This is a genomic window from Streptomyces coeruleoprunus (assembly GCF_039542925.1).
Lineage (GTDB): Bacteria > Actinomycetota > Actinomycetes > Streptomycetales > Streptomycetaceae > Streptomyces > Streptomyces coeruleoprunus.
In genome coordinates, this window is the sequence record NZ_BAABIT010000001.1 from 4,933,334 (window position 1) to 4,954,452 (window position 21,119).

General features: G+C 73.8%; 16 protein-coding genes, 1 tRNA gene and 1 pseudogene. 10 read left to right on the forward strand and 8 right to left on the reverse strand.

Going from position 1 to position 21,119, the window contains the following annotated elements; genetic code table 11:
• The first annotated feature begins 79 nt into the window (after window positions 1–79).
• Entirely contained in the window at window positions 80–1,597 is a 1,518-nt protein-coding gene (locus tag ABEB09_RS22100; RefSeq protein ID WP_380840902.1) for a glycosyltransferase 87 family protein, read from the forward strand.
• Window positions 1,598–1,648: 51 nt separating this feature from the next.
• On the opposite strand, the gene ABEB09_RS22105 is transcribed toward ABEB09_RS22100, so the two are convergent.
• Window positions 1,649–2,302: a peroxiredoxin-like family protein gene (locus ABEB09_RS22105; protein ID WP_345691650.1), complete on the reverse strand. Its 654-nt coding sequence runs from the start codon at window positions 2,300–2,302 to the stop codon at window positions 1,649–1,651.
• A gap of 331 nt (window positions 2,303–2,633) precedes the next feature.
• Window positions 2,634–3,230, reverse strand: a complete 597-nt coding sequence (locus ABEB09_RS22110) for a TetR/AcrR family transcriptional regulator (protein WP_345691651.1) — start codon at window positions 3,228–3,230, stop codon at window positions 2,634–2,636.
• 273 nt (window positions 3,231–3,503) lie between these two features.
• Here ABEB09_RS22110 and ABEB09_RS22115 point away from each other — a divergent pair, with 273 nt between their 5' ends.
• Window positions 3,504–4,883 (forward strand): dihydrolipoyl dehydrogenase family protein, encoded by a 1,380-nt coding sequence (locus ABEB09_RS22115; protein ID WP_345691652.1) that lies wholly within the window; start codon window positions 3,504–3,506, stop codon window positions 4,881–4,883.
• A gap of 9 nt (window positions 4,884–4,892) precedes the next feature.
• Here the strand turns inward: ABEB09_RS22115 and ABEB09_RS22120 are convergent.
• A pseudogene (locus ABEB09_RS22120) lies at window positions 4,893–6,934 on the reverse strand (TerD family protein).
• 248 nt (window positions 6,935–7,182) lie between these two features.
• On the opposite strand from ABEB09_RS22120, the gene ABEB09_RS22125 reads away from it, so the two are divergent.
• A complete protein-coding gene (locus tag ABEB09_RS22125; protein WP_345691653.1) occupies window positions 7,183–7,335 on the forward strand; it encodes a hypothetical protein in 153 nt (50 codons plus the stop codon).
• A 98-nt stretch (window positions 7,336–7,433) separates the two neighbouring features.
• Here the strand turns inward: ABEB09_RS22125 and ABEB09_RS22130 are convergent.
• Window positions 7,434–7,506 (reverse strand) — tRNA-Arg (locus ABEB09_RS22130).
• A gap of 318 nt (window positions 7,507–7,824) precedes the next feature.
• Between ABEB09_RS22130 and ABEB09_RS22135 the strand changes: the two genes are divergently transcribed.
• The 7 genes from ABEB09_RS22135 to ABEB09_RS22165 all read left to right on the forward strand — a co-directional run bounded on the left by ABEB09_RS22135 (window position 7,825) and on the right by ABEB09_RS22165 (window position 16,544).
• A complete protein-coding gene (locus tag ABEB09_RS22135; RefSeq protein WP_345694036.1) occupies window positions 7,825–9,417 on the forward strand; it encodes a dynamin family protein in 1,593 nt (530 codons plus the stop codon).
• Window positions 9,418–9,431: 14 nt separating this feature from the next.
• Window positions 9,432–11,144, forward strand: coding sequence for a GTPase (locus ABEB09_RS22140; RefSeq protein ID WP_345694037.1), 1,713 nt, complete (start codon window positions 9,432–9,434; stop codon window positions 11,142–11,144).
• A 134-nt stretch (window positions 11,145–11,278) separates the two neighbouring features.
• Window positions 11,279–11,767: a single-stranded DNA-binding protein gene (locus tag ABEB09_RS22145; protein ID WP_345691654.1), complete on the forward strand. Its 489-nt coding sequence runs from the start codon at window positions 11,279–11,281 to the stop codon at window positions 11,765–11,767.
• A 240-nt stretch (window positions 11,768–12,007) separates the two neighbouring features.
• Window positions 12,008–13,429, forward strand: a complete 1,422-nt coding sequence (locus tag ABEB09_RS22150; protein WP_345691655.1) for a Cys-Gln thioester bond-forming surface protein — start codon at window positions 12,008–12,010, stop codon at window positions 13,427–13,429.
• 320 nt (window positions 13,430–13,749) lie between these two features.
• Window positions 13,750–15,414 carry an energy-dependent translational throttle protein EttA gene (ettA, locus tag ABEB09_RS22155; RefSeq protein ID WP_345691656.1) on the forward strand — a complete coding sequence of 555 codons (1,665 nt, stop codon included), beginning with the start codon at window positions 13,750–13,752 and terminating at the stop codon, window positions 15,412–15,414.
• A 15-nt stretch (window positions 15,415–15,429) separates the two neighbouring features.
• Window positions 15,430–15,864 (forward strand): acyl-CoA thioesterase, encoded by a 435-nt coding sequence (locus ABEB09_RS22160; RefSeq protein ID WP_345691657.1) that lies wholly within the window; start codon window positions 15,430–15,432, stop codon window positions 15,862–15,864.
• The gene (locus ABEB09_RS22165) at window positions 15,861–16,544 is read left to right on the forward strand and encodes a DUF8010 domain-containing protein (protein ID WP_345691658.1); all 684 of its coding nucleotides are present in this window, start codon (window positions 15,861–15,863) and stop codon (window positions 16,542–16,544) included. Before ABEB09_RS22160 ends, ABEB09_RS22165 begins: the two co-directional genes overlap by 4 nt.
• Window positions 16,545–17,011: 467 nt before the next feature.
• Here the strand turns inward: ABEB09_RS22165 and ABEB09_RS22170 are convergent, their stop codons facing one another.
• The 4 genes from ABEB09_RS22170 to ABEB09_RS22185 form a co-directional block, all read right to left on the reverse strand.
• Entirely contained in the window at window positions 17,012–19,210 is a 2,199-nt protein-coding gene (locus ABEB09_RS22170; RefSeq protein ID WP_345691659.1) for a hypothetical protein, read from the reverse strand.
• The gene (locus ABEB09_RS22175) at window positions 19,207–20,004 is read right to left on the reverse strand and encodes an ABC transporter ATP-binding protein (protein ID WP_345691660.1); all 798 of its coding nucleotides are present in this window, start codon (window positions 20,002–20,004) and stop codon (window positions 19,207–19,209) included. Before ABEB09_RS22175 ends, ABEB09_RS22170 begins: the two co-directional genes overlap by 4 nt.
• A 5-nt stretch (window positions 20,005–20,009) precedes the next feature.
• The gene (locus ABEB09_RS22180) at window positions 20,010–20,363 is read right to left on the reverse strand and encodes a hypothetical protein (RefSeq protein ID WP_345691661.1); all 354 of its coding nucleotides are present in this window, start codon (window positions 20,361–20,363) and stop codon (window positions 20,010–20,012) included.
• 223 nt (window positions 20,364–20,586) lie between these two features.
• Complete coding sequence (locus ABEB09_RS22185) at window positions 20,587–20,991, reverse strand: globin (RefSeq protein WP_345691662.1); 405 nt, start codon at window positions 20,989–20,991, stop codon at window positions 20,587–20,589.
• Window positions 20,992–21,119: the final 128 nt, after the last annotated feature.

A 21,119-nucleotide genomic window follows, 5' to 3' on the forward strand; every position in this document is an offset into this window, starting at 1 on the left:
GTGTACCGACTCCTTACGGATCGGGGACGTCCGGGCACGCTCCGTGCGGCATGCCCATGATCGCTGAGAGGCTGTCCCCGTGACCGACACGACCGACACCGCAGACGAACCCGCCAGAGCCGCCGGGACGGCGCCGGACCACCGGCCGACCGACGCCCCCGGCCCACCCCGCGCGCGCCCCGCGCACGCACCCACCACAGCCGCCGCCCTGCTCCTCGCCGGCCTGGCCGCCGCGCTGGTGTGGACGATCCGGTACGACGGCTACCACTCCGATCCCGCCGGCCTGTCCTGGCGGTACGCCGCCTGCTGGGCGCTCTTCGCCGCCGCCGCCTGGGCGCTGCGCAAGGTGCCGGTGCGGCAGGCCGTGGCCCTGGTCATCGCCGGCTCCGCCGTCGTCGCGGCGACCGGCCTGGTCGCGCCGCCGCGCACCAGCACCGACTCGTACCGGTACGCGTGGGACGGCAGGGTGCAGGCGGCCGGGGTCTCGCCGTACGACCACGCGCCCGCCGACGCCGCACTGTCCGCGCTGCGCGACGACTGGCTGTTCCCGCTGGACGACGCCTGCCAGGGACCGGACCGCGCGGCCGTCCCGCCCGCCTCGGACGGCACGCCGCAGTGCACCCGCCTCAACCGCCCCTCCGTGCACACCATCTACCCGCCGGTCGCCGAGGCGTACTTCCTCAACGTCCATCTGCTCTCGCCGGACGGCACCCGCCACAAGCCCCTGCAGCTGGGCGGCGCCGCCCTGTCCGTCGCCGTCACCGGAGTGCTGCTGCTGGTCCTGCGTCGCCGCGGGGGCGACCCCAGGACCGCCGCGTACTGGGCGTGGTGCCCGGCCGTTCCCGTCGAGGCGGTGAACAACGCGCACGTCGACGTGGTGGGCGTGCTGTTCACCGTGGCCGGGCTGGCCCTCGTCGCGGTCCGGCACCGGCTCTCCGGCGGCGTCCTGCTGGGCGCCGCCGTCGCCACGAAGCTGATGCCCGCCGTGGTGCTGCCCGGCGCGCTGTCCGGCGTACGCCGGGTCCGTGACGCGGCGGCCGTGCTCGTGCCCGCCGCCGCGGTCACCGCCCTCACGTATCTCCCGTACGCGCTGGCGTCCCGCGACTCGGTCTTCGGCTACCTCGGCGGGTACGTCGAGGAGGAGGGCTACGGCGACGCCGCGGCCCGCGACCGGTACGCGCTGCTGCGGCTGGTCCTGCCCGACGACTGGGCGCTGCCCGTCCTCCTCGCCGCCATGGCCGCCGTGAGCGTCGCCGTGCTGTGGCGCGGCGACCCGAGCCGCCCCTGGAGCGGCGCGCTCCTGGTGACCGGTACGGCGTTCCTGCTGCTGACGCCCGGCTACTCCTGGTACGCCCTGCTGCTCGTCGCGCTGGTCGCGCTCGACGGCCGGTGGGAGTGGCTGCTCGTCGCCGTCGCGGGCGCCGCGCGCTACGTCACCGCCAGGGCCTTCGACGACCGGGAGCTGGTCGGCACGACGGTGTACGCGATCGCGGCGGCCGCCGTGCTGGCGGGCTGGGCGCTGCGCCGCCGCCGTACGGACCCGGGGCCGGGGCAGCGGCGCGCGGGCACTACGGGAACAGCCGCCGCCGCTGGGTGAGCGGGGCCGGGGCCCTCGGCGGACCGAGGGCCCCGGCGGCCGCCGCGCCGCTCAGCGCAGCGCGTCGAGTGCGTCGAGGATGTCGGCCGGCTCGGCGCGCAGCTTGTAGTCGGTGTCGACGAACGCCCACCGCACCGTGCCGTCCCGGTCGATGACGTACGTCGCCGGGACCGGCAGCGTGCGGGCGTGCCCGCCGTTGACGCGCTGCAGCTCGAAGCCCAGCCCGTCGTACACCTCGCCGAGGTCGTCGGGCAGGTCGAAGGCGAGCCCGTACTGCTTGGCGACGTCCGAGCCGAGATCGCTGAGCACGTCGAAGGCGAGCCCGTGCTTCTCGGTCAGCGACAGCGACTCGTCCGGGATCTGCGGCGAGACGGCCACCAGCCGGGCGCCGCGCGCCCGGATCTCGTCGTGGTGCTGCTGGAGGGCGCGCAGGGCGATGTTGCAGAAGGGGCACCAGGCGCCGCGGTAGAAGGTCAGGACGACCGGCCCCTCCGCCAGCAGGTCGTCCAGGGCGACGGTCCGGCCGGTGGCCGAGGGCAGCGCGAAGCGCGGCGCCCGCGCGCCGACGGCGAGGGCCTGCCCCGCCTGCCCGGACTCGGCCAGTTCACGGCCGGCCCGGTCCATGACGGCACGGGCGGCGACGGGCAGTTCGTGCACGCGGGCGGTGTAGAAGGCCCGCAGTTCGTCGTTGAGGCTCTGGCTCATGGTGCAGTTCCTCCTGGGATGAGGGGGGCGCTCCTGGGGAGGCCCCGGTGGCTGAGGGGCGCTCCTGGAGAGGCCCCGGTGGGCGAAGGCCGCGATGCGGGTCCTTCGCGGGTGTACCGGCCTCGGGGGCGAGGCCGTCGCGGACACGGCCCCGACGTGCCGAGGCCGTGACGGACGGGGCCCGACGTGCGAGGGCCCGGCGCGTGTGCGGCCCCGGACGTGCGAGGCCCCGTGCGCGTGTGTCGCCCCGACGCGCGAGGTCCTGGCCGGTGGACGGCCCCCGACCTCCGCCGAAGCACTGGTCCGGGCCCTCGATCCGGCGAGGCCCGGATCAGGACGGTTGTGCGTACAGCGGCCGCAGCGCGCCCGCGACCGTCGCGTGCAGCGCCTCGGGCGGCGCGCCCGCGCGGGAGCGGAGGTTGACCCCGTAGGCGAGTGCCGCCAGGACGGCGGCGGCGTCGTCGGGGTCGACGGACGGGGCGAGCCGGCCGAGCGCGGCCGCCGTCCCCAGCGTCGTGCGGAGGGCGCCCTGCAACTGCCGGTGGTGGTCGTCGAGCAGGGCCCGGACCTGGGGGACCGCGCTCTCGGGCCCGGCGTGGGCGTTCGTGACGAGGCACCCCCAGCCGGCGAGTTCGCCGGAGCAGCGCAGGTCGATCAGTCCGGCGAAGAACCGCTCGATCGCGTCGAGGCCGCCCGGGTCGGCGGCCAGCGCCGCGAACGCCGGGGTCGACCAGCGCGCGATGTAGCGGCGCAGGGCCTCGGTGTACAGGCCCTCCTTACTGCCGAAGGTGGCGTACAGGCTGGACCGGCTCAGCCCGGTGGCGTCGACGAGCGCCTGGATGCCGGTGGACGCCATGCCGCGCTGCCAGAAGACGCGCAGCGCGGTGTCCAGCACGGTGTCGTGGTCGAAGTGCTTGATGTCGGGCACGGCCGGTAGCTCGCTCTCTCGCGGCATCATCTTGGAATGACTGATCCAAGATAACGGGACGCGGCCCGCGGGCCAAGGGGGAGTTCGCGCCAAGTCGCCGAAGAAGCCGGGAACATGACGCCGCATCGGCTGCGCGAACGCGGTCACGGCATCGCCGGCACGGCCGGGCCGCCGAGGCCGGGATCGCGGCCGCAGGCGTGGGAACCGGAGAAAGGGGAACCCGCCCACGCCGGAGCCCGCCGACCGCGAGCAGTCACCGACCGAGGAGGCACCATGCCGGCATCGGGTGCGTCGCAGAGCGCCGACGTCGTGGTGATCGGAATGGGGGTCGGGGGAGAGCACGTCGCGGGACGGCTGGCGGAGGCGGGGCTGGAGGTCGTCGGGATCGAGGCCGAGCTGGTCGGGGGCGAGTGCCCGTACTGGGCCTGCATCCCGAGCAAGATGATGATCCGCGCGGGCAACCTGCTGGCCGAGGCCCGCCGGGTGCCGGGCATGGCGGGCCGTACGGAGGTGGCGGCGGAGTTCGGCCCGGTCGCGGCACGCATACGGGACGAGGCCACGGACGACTGGGACGACCGGGCGGCCGTGGACCGCTTCACGGGCAAGGGGGGCCGCTTCGTACGGGGCCGCGCCCGCCTCACGTCCCGGAACACGGTCGAGGTGGACGGCGGCACGGTGACGGCCCGCCGGGGCGTCGTCCTGGCCACGGGCAGCCGCCCGCAGACGCCTCCCGTACCGGGCCTGGACGACGTGCCGTACTGGACGAACCGCGACGCGGTCGCCGCGACGGAGGCACCGGCGTCGCTGCTGGTCCTCGGCGGCGGGACGGTCGGCGTCGAGCTGGCCCAGGCGTTCGCCCGCTTCGGCTCGGCGGTCACGGTGGTGGAGGCGGGGGACCGGCTGCTGTCCCGGGAGGAGCCGGAGGCGAGCGCCCTGGTGGCGGAGGCTCTGGCGGGGGACGGGATCGCCGTACGGACGGGAGCGCGGGTGACCGGGGTGCGGCACGAGGCCGACGCGTTCCGGCTGACCCTGGAGGGCGGCGGTGAGCTGTCCGGGCACCGCCTCCTGGTCGCCACGGGCCGCCGCCCCGTCCTCACCGGACTGGGCCTGGAGAACGCGGGCCTGGACCCTGAGGCCCGCGCCCTGGAGGTCGACGGCAGGATGCGGGCGGCGGACGGCATCTGGGCGGTGGGCGACGTCACGGGCCGCGGCCTGTTCACGCACGTCGCCATGTACCAGGGCGAACTGGCGGCCCGCTACATCCTGGGCGACCCGGCCCCGGACGCGGACTACCGGGCGCTGCCCCGCGTCACGTTCACCGACCCGGAGATCGGCTCGGTCGGCCTCACCGAGTCCGCGGCCCGCGAGCACGGCCTCGACGTCCGCACGGGGCTCGCCCGCATCCCCGCGTCCAGCCGCGGCTGGATCCACAAGGCGGGCAACGAGGGTCTGATCAAACTGGTCGTCGCCGACGACACCCTGGTGGGCGCCACCTCGGCGGGCCCCATGGGCGGCGAGGTCCTGTACGGCCTGTCGGTCGCCGTCCACGCCGAGGTGCCGATTCCCCGCCTGCGCCACATGATGTTCGCGTACCCCACCTTCCACCGCACGGTGGAGGACGCCCTCAGGGACCTGAAGCCACGGGGCTCGTAGAGTGGGACGTCACTCCGCCCCTTCACGGCTCCTCTCGCTCGCCCCTCGCCGCGTACGGCCCGCCGTGCCGCGGTCGAACTGCTCCAGATGAGTGATGACGCCGGTGTAGAAGCGGTCCACGGCGTCACCGACACTGCGGATGAAACCGGACTCCGTGTTGCCCCGGGCGCCTCCCATGCCCCTGAACAGCGACAGCCTGAAGCCGGCGATCGCCGTACCGTCGCGGGGCAGCAGGTCGCCCGGCTCCGGCCGCAGCCGTTCCAGAGTGCCGCGCGGCCCGTTCCCGCCGTCGACGAGCGTTTCCACGTGCAGATCGGCCGGCGCTTCGGCGAGCGACCGGACGAGGCGCTTGGCCGTGGCGAGCGGGTAGCTTCCCTCGGGAGCCGCCACCTCCACGGAGATACGGATCTTGCCGGTCCGCAGGTCGGCCGTGATGGTGAGCATGCCGGGGGTGCCGTCGACCCGCAGGTCCGCCGACAGCCGGCCGGTCTCGCAGAGCACATCGGCGAGCGAGGCCCTTCTGGCGCCCGGATCCGTGCCGCGCTTGGCGCGCTGCACGGGCAGTGCCTTCTGCCCCAGCTCCCCGCCCAGCCTGAGGCACACCTGCCGCACGAGCCGCTCCCAGCTCTCGACGACCTCGACGGCCCGCGGGTCGCCCGGGACCAGCGTCTCCGAGTCGATGGCGTTGCGCACGGGCACCCAGGCCGGCCCCATGTTCTGGAAGCCGTGGCAGCCGGAGTTGTCGTGCTGGAGGTAGTGGAGCAGCTCCTGGAGCAGCCAGGCGTGTGCCGGGTTCCCCACGCCCTCGTGACGGATGAGCATCTGCGCCTGGTGGGCGACCTCGGCCCAGGACAGGTGCCACAGCGCGACCTTGTGCTTGCGCCGGCCGTCCATCTTGACGTCGACCAGCGGACTGCCCTCCAGGGCGACGTCGTTGGACAGGGTGATCACCGCCTCGTACCCGCGGCGGGCCGCGATGTCCACGTAGCTCTGGACCTGCTCCGCCTTGAGGGGATTGCCGTTGGTCTTCGTCTCGACGAGGGCGGTCCACAGCTTGCCCGCGCGCTCGACGCGGATGACGCCGTCCGGACGCCTGGGGGTGTCGCCGTGGGGCAGGGAGACCTCCGTGAACGTCTGCATACGGCCCGCGGGCGCTCCGTAGGCGGCGGTGAGCCGCCGCCCGAACTCGGGCACCTGCGCCACACCGACAGCAGCACCGAAGTGGCGCGCAGCTCCCGCTCCTTGTCGCTCTTGAGCGACGGGGCGGGGAAGAGCCGGGCCGACTGCCAGGAATCGTTCTCGGCGAGGGACTTCACCGCAACCTTGGGCAGCGTGATCTTCTTCTTGACCGTACGGCGCCGCCGCGCGGGAGTCTTCGCCTCCTCGGTCGGCCGGGGGACGTCACCGGTGCGCTGTGGAGGGACGCTGGGCACCGCCGTCGGCGGGGCCGCCGGCTCCGGTGCGGCCTCCACCCCACGCCCCTCGTCCTCTCCGTCACCGCCTCCCTCATCGGTGATGTCGATGCCGAAGTCCGTGGCGAGTCCGGCGAGCCCGGTCTCGTAGCCCTGCCCGACCGCCCGGAACTTCCACTCCTCGCCCCGCCGGTACAGCTCTCCGAAGATGAAGGCCGACTCGACGCCCGCGTCGTCGATGGAGAATCCGAGCAGGACCTCGCCGGAGCGGTCCGCGAGTGTCAGGCGCAGGTTGTCGAGATCGCCGAACTGCGCGTCGCCGTACTGGCTGGCCGCCACCACGATGCGGACCACATCGGGCGGAACGGCGCTCAGGTCGATGCTGATCCTGTCCACGTCGCCGTCGTCGCTCGGCGTCTTGCCGAGGAGCTGCACGCTGCCGTCGGCCGCGGCCGGGTGGTTGTAGAAGTAGAAGTCGTCGTCACCGCGAACCTTGCCGTTCTCGTCCAGGAGCAGCACGGAGACGTCCGCGTCACCGTCTCCTTCCGGACTGCTCCAGCTGAGGCTCACCACGACGGCACCGGCGTCGTCGCTCAGGGCAGCCAGTCCGACGTTGGCTCCCTTGGACATCTCGTGCATGGTCCCCCCGGACACAGGGCCGCATCGAGCGCGCGCCCGGGCAGCCGCACAGTTTCGTTGCGTGATGCGTCACCTACGCAGTGCGCATGGCTGGAACCGTAGCGCATGGGAATCCTGTGAACATCGCGTAACAAGAAAACATGCACGGCTGATCGGCCGCACGGCCAGGCCCGGGCGATGTCCCGCACTCATCCGGGCAATCACTGTCCCGCGGGGGCGGGCGGGAGGCCGGGAGCCGCGCGCCCTGGGTGGCGGCCAGGAGGTCCGCGCGGCTCACTGCGCCACTGGAGTACGGGATCCCGTACGACGCGCAGACGGTCTTCCGTCGCGCCGCCGACGAGCGGGCCGCGTGGGGCAAGGAGGTCTGCGCCTCGAACTCGGCCCGGCGGGAACTCGCTTGAGCGCCGCCCGGCCGCGGTCGCGCTCAATCCCGCCCGGCTTGGTGAAGGGCGAGGATTCCGGCAGCAGAAAGGCCCTCCGTACAGGAGGGCCGGGAGTGCGCCCCCGGCAGGACTCGAACCTGCGGCCAAGTGCTTAGAAGGCACCTGCTCTATCCACTGAGCTACGGGGGCCGGTGGTGGCCTTGTGGCCTCTGGAGCCCCGGGGTGGGTGGTCCGTGACCTTGCCGGGGTCAAGGATAGGGCTCCGATCGCCTTGGCCCGGTCGCTTCACCTGCGTGGCACGATGTGGAGGTTCGGTGAAGCGAACCCGATAATCGCAGGCAGGTGCGATTCCCGCAGCGCTTTTCGCGCCTCACGCCTCGGGTGTTGTGCACTCGTTATGCCTGCGCCCCACTCATCCCGTGTGTCCCTTGTGTCCGACCGGCGCGCAGGGAGGCCCATACGCTTCAAAAAGATGCTGAAATTGGGCATTCTTCGCATGTGGTGACCTTGGACGTACGGCCTCAGCTCCTCGACGCACTTTCCGCCCTGCGCGACCGTGTCGCCGCTGTGCGTCTACCGCTGCCCCTCCCAGGGGCGTCCCGCGCGCGGCAGACGCGGGCCGAGCTGCTCGCCCAGCTCGACGACTATCTGGTGCCCCGCCTGAAGGAACCCGAAGCGCCCCTGCTGGCCGTCGTCGGCGGCTCCACCGGGGCCGGCAAGTCCACGCTCGTCAACTCCCTTGTGGGGCGGCGCGTCAGCGAGGCCGGAGTGATCAGACCCACCACCCGCACCCCCGTCCTCGTCTGCCACCCGGACGATCACCACTGGTTCTCGGGCGTACGGGTCCTGCCGCAGCTCACCCGGGTGTTCGGCGTCCCGGGCGACGACAAGGACCCCGAGGCGGCCGAGGGCCGGGCGCTGCGCGTCGAGACCGCCGGCACCGTCCCGCGCGGCCTCGCCCTGCTCGACGCCCCCGACATCGACTCCCTCGTCGTCGAGAGCCGCGAACTGGCCGCCGAGTTGATCTGCGCCGCCGACGTCTGGGTCATGGTCACCACCGCCTCCCGCTACGCCGACGCCGTGCCCTGGCACCTCCTGCGCACCGCCAAGGAGTACGACGCCACCCTCGTCACCGTCCTCGACCGCGTCCCCCACCAGGTGATCACCGAGGTGTCCCGCCAGTACGAGGCGCTGCTCGTCCGCGCCGGACTCGGCGACGTCCCCCGGTTCACCATCCCCGAGCTGCCCGAGTCCGCCGGCGGCGGCACCGGACTGCTGCCCGACACCGCCGTGGCACCCCTGCGCGCCTGGCTCGCCCACCACGCCCAGGACCCCGCCGCCCGCCGGCAGGCCGTAGGCCGCACCGCCAACGGCGTCATCGACTCGCTCAGGGTGCGCATGCCGGAGCTGGCCGCCGCCGTCGCCGCCCAGTGCGCGGCCGCCGTACGGCTCGGCACCGCCGTCGAGGCCGCGTACGACCGGCAGCGCCGGCGGGTGCGCGACGAGCTGCGGCGCGGCGCCGTCCTCGCCGGCGACGCCCGCACCCGCTGGCGCGGCCACCCCCGCGACTGCACCCCCGCCGAACTGCTCGACGCCCTCGCCGAGTCCCTGACCGCCCTCCTCCACTGTGCCGTCGCCGCCGCCGACGACGAGGTCCGCGAGGCGTGGCGGCGCGAACCGGCGTCCAGGGCCCTGAGGAACACCGGCCGGGGCCACCAGAGCGACCGCGAGGCCGGCGAGCGCGTCGCCATGGCCGTACGGCGCTGGCGCCGCGTCCTGGAGGAACTGGCCGAGGACGAGGTCCGGCGCACCGAGCGCGCCACCACGCCCGACCCCGAGACCGTCGCCGCGCTCCTCGCCGCCGCCCTCCTCGGCGGCCGCCGCACCCGGGCCGCGGGGGAGCAGCTCGCCGAGCTGCTGGGCGCCCAGGGCGTGCTCCGGCTCCGCGACAAGGGCGGCGAGCTGGTCATGGCGTACATCGACCGCGTCCTCCGCGAGGAGCGGGAGTTCCGCCTCGCCCCGCTCGACGCCCTCGGCGTGACACCCGAACCCCAGGCCGCGCTGATCGCCGCGCTGTCCGTGCTGCAGAAGGAGAGGTGACGGCGGTGAGCGCCGTGGAGCAGAGCTGGGACGACGGGCTCATCGCCCGCCGCGCCGACAACCGGGCCGTCTACGACGACGAGGCCGTCCCGGACACCGGCCAGGGCACCGCCCACGTACCCATCGGCAGCCCGTACGCCGGTGCCCTGCGCGACCGCCTGGACGCCCTGCGGGAACTGGTCGGTCTCTCGGCCACCCGCCTCGACGGGCGGACCCTCGCCGAGGCGGGCCGGGTCCTGGACGAGGCCGCGGCCCGCCAGCGGCTGTCCTCACGGCACACCGTCGTCGCCATCGCGGGCTCCACGGGAAGCGGCAAGTCAACTTTGATCAATGCGTTGGCGGGGGTGCCCGTTTCGGAGACCGGCCTGAGAAGGCCCACCACTGCCGCCCCCATCGCCTGCAGCTGGTCCGAGGGCGCGGCCGAACTCCTGGACCGCCTCGCCATCCCCGGGCGCCTGCGCCGCCGGCCCCTCGCGGGCGGCGCGGGCGACGAGGCCCTGCAGGGCCTCGTCCTGATCGACCTCCCCGACCACGACTCCGCGGTCACCGCCCACCGCGCGCAGGTCGACCGCGTACTCGGCCTCGTGGACGCGGTCATCTGGGTCGTCGACCCGGAGAAGTACGCCGACGCCGTCCTCCACGAGCGCTACCTCCGGCCGCTCGCCGGGCACGCCGAGGTGACCTTCGTCGTCCTCAACCAGATCGACCGGCTGCCCGGCGACGCCGCGCACCAGGTCCTCGACGACCTGCGCCGGCTCCTCGACGAGGACGGCATGGCGCTCGGCGAACACGGCGAACCCGGTGCCACCGTGCTCGCCGTCTCCGCCCTCACCGGCGAGGGCATGGGCGAGCTGCGCGAACTGCTCGGCGCGTTCGTCCAGGGCCGCAACGCCGCCGCCCGGCGCATCTCCGCGGACGTCGACGCGGCCGCCGCCCGGCTGCGCCCCGTGTACGTCGGCGACGGCCGGCCCGGCCTCGACGAGCGCGCGCAGGAGGACTTCGGGGCGCGGCTGGCCGTCGCCATCGGCGCCACCGCGGCCGGCGAGGCGGCGGAACGCGCATGGCGCCGCAACGCCGGACGCGCCTGCGGAACGCCGTGGCTGCGGTTGTGGCGCTGGTACGAGCGGCTGCGCACCCCGGCCGCCCGCGAGCCCCAGCAGCCGGCGCCCGTCGAGGACGAGCTGACGGCCCGCCAGCGCGTCGAGCACGCCGTACGGATCGTCGCGGACCAGGCCGCGTACGGGCTGCCCGCCCCTTGGGCCCAGGCCGTGCGGGAGGCGGCGGTGCGCGGCGCGCAGGGGCTGCCCGAGGCGCTGGACGAACTGGCCGTGAAGACCCGCGAGCCCAAGCCGGGCGGCCGGCCGCCCCGTCCGCGCTGGTGGGCGCTCGCCGTGCTGGCCCAGATGTCCATGACGCTGCTTCAGGTGTTCGGGGCGCTGTGGCTCGTCGGCCAGATCGTCGGCGTACTGGACCCCGGGCTGCTCCCGCCCGTACTGGTCATGCTGGCCGGGATCATCGGCGGCCCGCTGGTCGAATGGGCGTGCGTGGCGGGCGCGCGCGGGCCCGCACGGCGGTACGGGCAGGAGGCCGAGCGGCGGCTCCGGGAGGCGGCGGCCTCCTGCGGACGCGCCATGGTCCTCGACCCGGTCGCGGCCGAGCTGATGCGCTACCGGGAGGTGCGCGAGCAGTACGCGACGGTGGCGGGGAGCCGTCTCCGCACCGGCTGAAACCCTTTCGGGTGACGGAGTTCTCCCCGGTTCGCCCGCGGGCCGTCCGGCTGTCCACAGGCCCCGGCGGGATCCGCCCGATCGCTCCAGCATGGAGGTGCACACAAGCACGCCGAGCGGGAGGAGTGGGCGTCATGAACGACACCTTGGTGACGGTCGTGGGCAATGTCGCGACCAACGTGGAGTACCGGGAGACCCCGACGGGCGGGGTCGCGAGGTTCCGGTTCGCGGTGACGGCACGCCGCTACGACCGGGAGCGGTCCGCCTGGACCGACGGGCCCACCAGCTTCTACACGGTCAGCGCCTGGCGGTCGCTCGGCGCGAACCTCGCGGCGTCGGTCTCGGTCGGCGAACCACTGGTGGTGCTCGGGCGGTTGCGGGTGCGGGAGGAGGGCACGTGGGAGGGGCAGCGCAGGACGTTCGTGGACATCGACGCGGTGGCTGCGGGCCACGATCTGACGCGCGGCACCGCGGCGTTCAGGCGCCCGGCGCGGCGCCTGCCGCAGGCGGCGGACGGGGAGAAGGACACGGCGCAGGAGGCCGGGGCGGCGGCCGTGGCCGCGGAGGGACAGCGGGAGCGGCGGGCGGAGGAGGAGCGGCAGGCCGAGCCGGAGCTGGTGTAGAGGCCGCGCACCAGGGCCGTTTGGGGCCGGCCCGCGCGAAAAACGGCCCCTTCATGCCCGGTTCACGATAACGATTCTGATTCGGAATGGTTGAGCGGGGGCCTCAGGGGGGACGGGCGTTGCCCTCGTCTCTAGGATTCGCGGTACTCACGGGGCACTTGAGTCATCAAGGCGAGTCCCACCCCCCACGTGTCTCACGACGTGTCTCACGCGACGGGGTCTCGCCCAGAGGGGAAATCTGTGTTTGCTGCGTTTTCTGTACAGAGGCGGAAGCGGCTGGCCGGCCGCGTTGCCGCAGCGGTCCTGACCTCCGGTCTGATCGCCGGAGGTTCCATAGCGGGGGCGGCCGTGGCCGCGGCGGAGGAAGGCCCCCAGCATCAGGGCGGCGCTTCCGCCACCCTCAACGGGCTGACCACCTACGACCGGGCGGTGCTCCACGCCGACGGCAAGGACAAGGAGCTGCCCGCGGGTCTGTTCGAGATGGCGGTGGACGGCGGCGGCACGCTCAAGACGTACTGCATCGACATCCACAACCCGACCCAGCAGAAGGCCAAGTACCTGGAGACGTCCTGGGACCAGACGTCGCTCGGCCGGAACAAGGACGCGGGCAAGATCCGCTGGATCCTCCAGCACTCCTACCCGCAGGTCGACGACCTTGCCGGGCTCGCCAAGGAGGCCGGTGCCGGAGCCCTGACCAAGGAGACGGCCGCCGCGGGTACCCAGGTCGCCATCTGGCGCTACTCCGACGGCGTGAACGTCGAGGCGCTCGACCCGGCCGCCGAGAAGCTCGCCGACTGGCTCCAGGAGAAGGCCCAGAACCTGGAGGAGCCGAAGGCCTCGCTGAGCCTCGACCCCGCCGCGGTGTCCGGCCCCGCCGGCACCAAGCTCGGGCCGATCACCGTCCGGACCAACGCCGAGCGCGCCTCGGTGAACGCGCCCGACGCCGCGGGCGTCAAGGTCACCGACAAGGACGGCAAGCCGGTCACCGAGGCCGCCGACGGCACCCAGCTGTACGTGGACGTGCCGGCCGGCACCGCCGACGGCTCCGCCACGTTCTCGGTGCAGGCCACGACGTCCGTGTCGGTCGGCCGGGCGTTCTCCTCGGTGTCGAAGAGCCAGACGCAGATCCTCGCCGGCTCCAGCGAGTCCACCGTGTCGGCGCAGGCGACGGCCACGTGGGCGAAGAAGGGCGCGATCCCGGCGCTCTCCGCGAAGAAGAACTGCGCGAAGGGCGGCGTGGACATCACCGCCACCAACGAGGGCGACGAGTCCTTCAGCTTCGAGCTGATGGGCTTCAAGTACTCGATCGGTGCCGGCGAGTCCAAGACGGTGACCATCCCGGTCGCCGAGGACCAGGCGTACGACTTCACGATCGACCTGCCGGGCGGCGAGAAGAAGACGTTCAAGGGCGTCCTCGACTGCAAGACCACCAGCAGCACCACCCCGACCGGCGGCCAGCAGCCCAGCTCGCAGCCCAGCCCCCTGTCGGGCGGCACCACCTCGGCCGGCACGTCCGGCACGGGCGGCACCGGTGACCTCGCCGAGACCGGCGCCTCCGGCGCCACGCCGATGATCGCGGGCATCGCGGCGGCGTTCGTCCTGGTGGGTGGCGGCGCGGTCTTCTTCCTCCGCAAGAAGAAGAGCGCCACGACCGGCCAGTAACCACCAGGGCGCCGGCCCCTCGCCGGCACGACGGCCCCGGAGCGCCTGACGCGCCCCGGGGCCGTCCCCTTGCCCGGGCCCCGCACCCCGGGCCCCGCACCCCGGGCCCCGCACCCCGGGCGCCGCACCCCGGGCGCCGGGTCCGGGACCTGCGTCCGCCGCCCCGGCCGGGCGGTCCCGGGGCCCCGGCGAGGGGGCGGGCCCCCGGGCCGGGGGGACGGCGTTTCCGGGTTGGGGTGGCGGTACGGCAAGATGGGGTGTATCTGCCCTGACGCGGCGGAGCCGCGAATCGACTCCTACTGATTGCCGGACGGTTTCTCTTGGCTGAGTACATCTACACGATGCGCAAAACGCGCAAGGCGCACGGCGACAAGGTCATCCTCGATGACGTGACGCTGAGCTTCCTGCCCGGCGCGAAGATCGGTGTGGTCGGCCCGAACGGCGCCGGTAAGTCCACCGTGCTCAAGATCATGGCGGGCCTCGAGCAGCCCTCCAACGGCGACGCCTTCCTGTCGCCGGGCTACAGCGTCGGCATCCTCCTCCAGGAGCCGCCGCTCGACGAGACCAAGACCGTGCTGGAGAACGTCCAGGACGGCGTGGCCGAGATCAAGGGCAAGCTCGACCGGTTCAACGCCATCGCCGAGGAGATGGCGACCAACTACACCGACGAGCTGATGGAGGAGATGGGCAAGCTCCAGGAGGAGCTGGACCACGCCAACGCCTGGGACCTCGACGCCCAGCTCGAGCAGGCCATGGACGCCCTGGGCTGCCCGCCCGGCGACTGGGCGGTCACCAAGCTCTCCGGTGGCGAGAAGCGCCGCGTCGCGCTCTGCAAGCTGCTGCTGGAGGCCCCCGACCTGCTCCTCCTCGACGAGCCCACCAACCACCTGGACGCCGAGTCCGTCCAGTGGCTGGAGCAGCACCTCGCCAAGTACGCCGGCACCGTCGTCGCGATCACCCACGACCGGTACTTCCTGGACAACGTCGCCCAGTGGATCCTCGAGCTGGACCGCGGCCGCGCCTACCCCTACGAGGGCAACTACTCCACCTACCTGGAGACCAAGCAGGCCCGTCTCAAGGTCGAGGGCCAGAAGGACGCCAAGCGCGCCAAGCGGCTCAAGGAAGAGCTGGAGTGGGTCCGCTCCAACGCCAAGGGCCGCCAGGCCAAGTCCAAGGCCCGCCTCGCCCGCTACGAGGAGATGGCCGCGGAGGCCGAGAAGGCCAGGAAGCTGGACTTCGAGGAGATCCAGATCCCGCCGGGCCCGCGTCTGGGCAACGTCGTCGTCGAGGTCGAGAACCTCAGCAAGGCCTTCGGCGAGAAGGTCCTCATCGACGACCTGAGCTTCACCCTGCCCCGCAACGGCATCGTCGGCGTCATCGGCCCGAACGGCGCCGGCAAGACCACGCTGTTCAAGATGATCCAGGGCCTGGAGGAGCCGGACTCCGGCTCCATCAAGATCGGCGACACGGTCAAGATCAGCTACGTCGACCAGAGCCGCGAGAACATCGACCCCAAGAAGACCCTGTGGGCCGTGGTCTCCGACGAGCTGGACTACATCAACGTCGGCCAGGTCGAGATGCCGTCCCGGGCGTACGTGTCCGCGTTCGGCTTCAAGGGCCCGGACCAGCAGAAGCCGGCCGGTGTCCTCTCCGGTGGTGAGCGCAACCGCCTCAACCTCGCGCTCACCCTCAAGCAGGGCGGCAACCTGCTGCTCCTCGACGAGCCGACCAACGACCTCGACGTGGAGACCCTGTCCTCCCTCGAGAACGCGCTGCTGGAGTTCCCCGGCTGCGCCGTGGTCGTCTCCCACGACCGCTGGTTCCTCGACCGCGTCGCCACGCACATCCTGGCGTACGAGGGCGACTCCAAGTGGTTCTGGTTCGAGGGCAACTTCGAGTCGTACGAGAAGAACAAGATCGACCGGCTCGGCCCGGACGCGGCCCGTCCGCACCGCGCCACCTACAAGAAGCTCACCCGGGGCTGAGGCGGGCAGTCACCAGTGGCTCGACATATCTACCGCTGCCCCCTGCGCTGGTCGGACATGGACGCCTTCGGGCACGTCAACAACGTGGTCTTCCTCCGCTACCTGGAGGAGGCCCGGATCGACTTCATGTTCCGGCTGGCGCCGGGCGACGGCTCGCCGTCGTTCTCCGGCGGGTCCGTCGTGGCCCGCCACGAGATCGACTACGTACGGCCGCTGGTCCACCGGCACGAGCCGGTGACCATCGAGTCGTGGGTCACGAAGATAGGCGCGGCGTCCCTGACGATCGCGTACGAGATCAAGGACCCCGACCAGGTGTACGTACGGGCGTCCACAGTCGTCGTCCCCTTCGACCTGGAGGCGCAGCGCCCGCGGCGCATCACCGCCGAGGAGCGGGAGTTCCTCCAGGAGTACGTCGACGACGGGATGCGCTCGGAGGGTGCCGCCGCATGACGGCGCCCCTGCACTTCGCCGACGCACGGGAGGCGGCGGGCATCGCCGCCTTCCTGGCCCGGCTCATCCGCTACGACAGGGCCGCCGCCGTCCGCCTCCAGGCGGAGGGCGGCGCCCTCGCCGTTTTCGGGCGGCCCCCGTCGTTCGAGGTGCTGGCGGTCCGTACGGCCGCGATCCTCGACGAGGCGCCGCTCGACATCACCGTCTCCGCCGGTGAACTCCTCGAGGGCATCGAGGAGTCCACGGGCAGGGCCGTCGTGCCCGGACCGGTCACCGGCCCGCCCTGGACCGGGGTCCTGCCGCCGCGCGCCGGCTGGCGGGACGTCCCCGGGCTGCCCGACGCCGCCGGACTGCGCGGTGCCGTCGCCGCGGCGGTCGCCGAGTTCCGTACCCGCGACGAGGAACTCCCCGAGGAGCGGCGCACCCGCGCCGAACGCGACCGCATCGGCCGCGAGATCTGGTCCCGCACGATCGGCACGACCGGTCTGCCCCTGCGCGCCGTGCACGCCGCCCAGTCCCTGGGCTTCCTGCCACCGGCCGAGGCGCTCCCGCAGGAGCTGCCGGTGACCCTCCTCACGGCGGGCCCGTGGCTCCGGCTCCGCACCCCCTTCGGCTCCGTGGCCGTCCGCACCGCCTCCGGCCTCGGCGACCTGGGCGTCACCCCCCTGCGCCCCGCGTAAGCCCGGGCGACCCCCGCTCCTGCGCCACGTGCGCCCTCGGGCCGTCTCCGACCCGCGCGACTCCTGCCCCCGGGCCGTCCCGGGGCCCCGGGACGGCCCGGGCTTGCACACCCCGTGGTCTGGGTGGGTTACCGCCTGAGGGTCGGCTGTGGCGTCGGTGGGTTACCGCCCTGGGCCCGGCTGTAGCCTCAGCCGGTCAGCGCCCTAGGGTCGGCCGTGGCCTCAGCCGGTCACCGCCCCGGGCCCGGCTGTGGCCTCGGCGGGTCACCGCCCCGGGCCCGGCCGTGGCCTAGGCCGGTCACCGCCCCGGGCCGGCCGGCCCGGCCGTGCCCCTCGGGCGGTCCTGACCCGACTCCGCCGGGGGCCTGGGGACGTCTCGACGCGTCGCCCGGGACCCGGGCCGCCCCGCCCGCTGCCACCGCCTGGCCCTGGACGCGCTCCTGCCGCCCCGCCCCAAGGAGCGCGGGTCAGTCGCCCCTCGGTGCCCAGCGGTGGGTGAAGCGGGCCGCCAGCCAGCCGCCCGCCACGGTCGCCGCCGCGCATACCGTGACGGCCACCGCCAGGCCGGACGCCAGGACCGGGAGGGGCGACCCGGCCGTCGGGGCGAGGAACGCCACGTTGAACGCGGCCAGGGTCCCGGCGAACAGCGCCGCCAGCACCATCGCGCACACCGTCGGGACGCCCATGCCCCACCAGGCGACGCGCAGATGGAACCGCACGCCGGACGTGTAGCCGGCCATCGGCCGCAGCTCGTCGGCCCGGTCCAGGAACGCGTGCAGCAGCCCCGCCACGCCCGTGAGGGTCAGCAGGACGAAACCGATCGCCGCCACCAGCAGCGCCCAGTCGGCGATCCGGACGTGGGCCGCGCCCCCGACGGCCCAGTCGGTGCCGGGCGTGCCGACGCGGGGCAGCGGCAGATGGGCCTGCGCGGCCCGTTCCACCCGCTCCTGCCCGTCGGCGGACGCGGGAAGGACCACGAACGGGCCTTCGCCCGGTACGAGTTCGGTCGCCGTCGCTGTCGCCCGTACGGTGACCGCGCCGAAGGACATCCAGCGCAGGGCCTCCGTACGCGGTGTGCGGTCCCGGAAGACCGACTCGGCCGGTTCCGCCGCTTCGCGCGGGCACGCGTGCAGCGGGGCGAGAGCGGCCAGGTCCTCGCAGCTGCCGCGCAGCACCGGCTGGCCGCCGGTCCCGTCGGACCGGATCCGCAGGACGCGGTCGCCGGGGCCGAGCGCCGCCAGGAAACGCCGGACCCCGTCCTCGTCGGGGGTCGCCGCCTCCACCTGCACCAGCCGTCCGTCCAGCCGGCGGGCGAGCGCGGCGGCCTCCTGCGCGGGCCCGGACAGGTGCGTGACGAACACCTGGACCTGGGCGAGGAGCCCCAGCAGGACGGCGAGCGCCGCGCACGTCCGCGTGATCACACCGGGATGGGCGGCGGCCCAGCGCCCGCCCAGCAGCCGGGCCGCGTCGCCCCGGCCGCGCCGGCCCCCGGTCAGCCGCTCGGCGATCCCGGCGGCCGCCCGCCCCAGCAGGGGCGGCAGCCCCACGAGCGCCAGCATGACGCCGACGACGAACATCCGGACGCCGACCGTGAACCCGATCATCGCGCCCCACAGCGCGAGCAGGGTCCCGAGCCCGCACAGGTACGCCGGCCAGGCAGGCGGCCGCTCCCGGCCCGGACGGGGCCGATTGCCCTCGGCGGCCGGACCGGTCCGCAGGTGCAGCGCCGCGAACAGCACGCACAGCAGCGCCCACACGACCACCAGCGTCAGCGGGAACCACCACCGCACCGGCGCCAGGTCCCCCGCCGCGATCCCGTAGCCGGTCAGCGGCAGCCGCAGCCCGGTCAGCGTCGGCACGGTCAGCGGTACGGCGGCGAGCACGGTGCCCAGCGCCAGCGGCCGCAGGCATTCCCCGGCCGCGATCCGGGCCCGTACGGACCGCCCGGCACCGATGGCGTGCAGCACCGCCAGCCGCCGGTCCCGGTCCCGCGCGCCGAGCCGGGAGGCGACGACGAGGAGGACCACCACGGGCAGGCCCAGGAATGGGGCCAGCAGCAGGTGCAGGTCGCTCTCCGCCCGGTCGAAGCTCTGGCTGTGGAACCGGGCGCCGTCCGGCGGCGCGCCGAAACCGACGACGCCGAGGCCGGAGACGCCACCGAGGTGGACGCCCGGCGGGGGACGGCGGTACACGAGCAGTTCGTCCGGGTCGGCCAGACCGCTCGGCGCGACCGTCCCGGCCAGGGCGCCGTAGCGGGTGGCCGCCTGCGGCATGGCGGCGAGCAGCGCCGGGGAGACGTACGCCTCCCCGGGCTCCGGCCAGCGCGGGAGCCCGGGCGGCAGCGGGGCGCCGGAGACGACCGGCTCGATGTTCACCACGGAGAACACCCGGTCGCCCCAGGTGTCCCCGGGGTCGGCCCAGCGCAGGAGGGGCCTGTGCGGGCCCCCGGGCATCGCGATGACGGGCATACGGGCCGACAGCCGCGCTTCGCGCGCCTCGTACACGGCGTGGGTGACCTGGAGCCCCCACACCAGGATCGCCGCCCCGGTCGCGGCGAGCACCAGGCAGAGCGCCTGCACGGTGTGGCGCGGGTCCCGCCGGGTGGCCGAGGCCCGGCCGATCGCGAGCAGCTGCGCCGTGGCACCGCGCCGCCGCGTCCGGCTCACGCGCCGGCCTCCGTGGCACCGCGGGGCGCGGTGTCGGGGTCCGTGGTGCCGAGCTGTGTCGCGTCGCGCGGCGCGGTCTCGGTGAGGTCGTCCGGCGCGGTGTCGTACGCCGTGGTGTCGTACACCGTGGTGTCGTGCAAGGTCGCGTCGCGCAGGGTGAGGCGTCGGTCGGCGTAGTGGGCGACGACCGGGTTGTGGGTGACCACGACGACGGTGCAGTCGTAGCGGGCGGGCAGCCCGAAGAGCAGCGCGCACACGTCGTCCGTCGCGTACTCGTCCAGCGCGCCGGTCGGCTCGTCGGCCAGGATCAGCGGTGGCCGCGTCGACAGGGCGCGGGCGACGGCGACCCGCTGGCGTTCACCGCCGGACAGCACGCCGGCCCGTGCGTCCGCCACCGCGCCGACGCCCAGCTCGTCGAGGAGCCGCGCGGCCGTGCCGTACGCCTCCCGGCGCCCCTTCCCGGCGATCAGCAGCGGCAGCGCCGCGTTCTCCACGGCGCTCAGGTCGGGGAGCAGCTCGCCGAACTGGTAGACGAAGCCGATCGTGCGCAGACGCCACGCCGCGGCCGCCGCGGGCCGCAGCGTGGCCAGGTCCGTACCGCACACCTCGATCGTTCCGGCCTCGGGGCGGTGCAGTCCGGCGAGGCAGGACAGGAGGGTGGACTTGCCGCTGCCGCTCGGGCCGGTCACGGCGACCGATTCGCCGGGCACGGCCCGCAGGGCGGCGTCCCGCAGCAGGGTGCGGCCACCGGCCCGGCAGGTGAGGCCGGAGACGTTCAGGGTGCGGGAGGTCATCGTGGTCAGCGGTGCTCGTGCCACCCGGAGCAGATGTCCGGCGCCAGCGGGATGTTCTGGCAGGTCTGGAGGCGGTGGACGGCGTACGTGCCCTCCGTGGACTGCTTGCAGAACCCGTGGCCGCGGGACTCCTCCATGCGGACGGTGGTGCCCGGGTACGTCCGCTGGAAGTTGACGTACACGCTGGCGCCGTCGGCCTCGCGGTCGCAGACCCCGGCGTACTTGTGGCTCCAGCCGATGTAGCCGAAGTTGTCGCCGGAGTAGACGTAGTAGGTGTCGCCGTGGGCGGCGCCGGCCCCGAACAGAGCGGTCGCGGCACCGATCAGCACCACGCCCAGGCGCATGGTTCTCCGTCGCACGTTGAACCTCCACAGGGGTGCACAGAAGAGGGGCACCCGCCGATGTGTGCGGATGCCCGTTCGATGTGTTGAGGCTGTGAACTTATGCGGTGCGTGGGGTGGCTGGGAGATGCGGAAAGCACCCTGACCGGAACCCTGTGCTTCACTTGGCTCCGGTCAGGGGACGGTTACCAAGGGTTACCGTCCGCTTCGGCCGAAAGTCTCCGTAGGGCGCTGTGGCGCGTCAGCCCTCGGCGTTCACCATCGAGGCGGCGGCGTACGCGAGGTAGTCCCACAGCTGCCGCTCCTGTTCCGCGGGCAGCTGCAGTTCGTCGACCGCGACCCGCATGTGGCGCAGCCAGGCGTCGTGCGCCGCCCGGTCCACGATGAACGGCGCGTGCCGCATGCGCAGGCGCGGATGGCCGCGGTTGTCGCTGTACGTGCGGGGGCCGCCCCAGTACTGCATCAGGAACAGCGCGAGCCGCTCCTCGGCCGGGCCCAGGTCCTCCTCCGGGTACATCGGCCGCAGCAGCGGGTCCTCGGCGACACCCTGGTAGAAGCGGTGGACGAGGCGCCGGAAGGTCTCCTCGCCGCCCACCTGCTCGTAGAACGTCTGCTCCTGGGCGGTGCCGTTCGGGATGTCTGTCACGTGAATGGGGCCCTCGTAGTCTCGACCTGGCCGCCCCCGGTGTTCCTGGCCGGGGGCCCGGGGGTCGTCCCCGGGAATGGCAGCACGCGTCCATCGTCTCAGACCGACCGGCGGAGGACCGGGGCCCT

Coding starts and splice junctions, on each gene's coding strand:
- ABEB09_RS22105 (WP_345691650.1), bottom strand. CDS start 2,302: ATGAGCCAGAGCCTCAACGACGAACTGCGGGCCTTCTACACCGCCCGC.
- ABEB09_RS22115 (WP_345691652.1), top strand. CDS start 3,504: ATGCCGGCATCGGGTGCGTCGCAGAGCGCCGACGTCGTGGTGATCGGA.
- ABEB09_RS22145 (WP_345691654.1), top strand. CDS start 11,279: ATGAACGACACCTTGGTGACGGTCGTGGGCAATGTCGCGACCAACGTG.
- ABEB09_RS22165 (WP_345691658.1), top strand. CDS start 15,861: ATGACGGCGCCCCTGCACTTCGCCGACGCACGGGAGGCGGCGGGCATC.
- ABEB09_RS22175 (WP_345691660.1), bottom strand. CDS start 20,004: ATGACCTCCCGCACCCTGAACGTCTCCGGCCTCACCTGCCGGGCCGGT.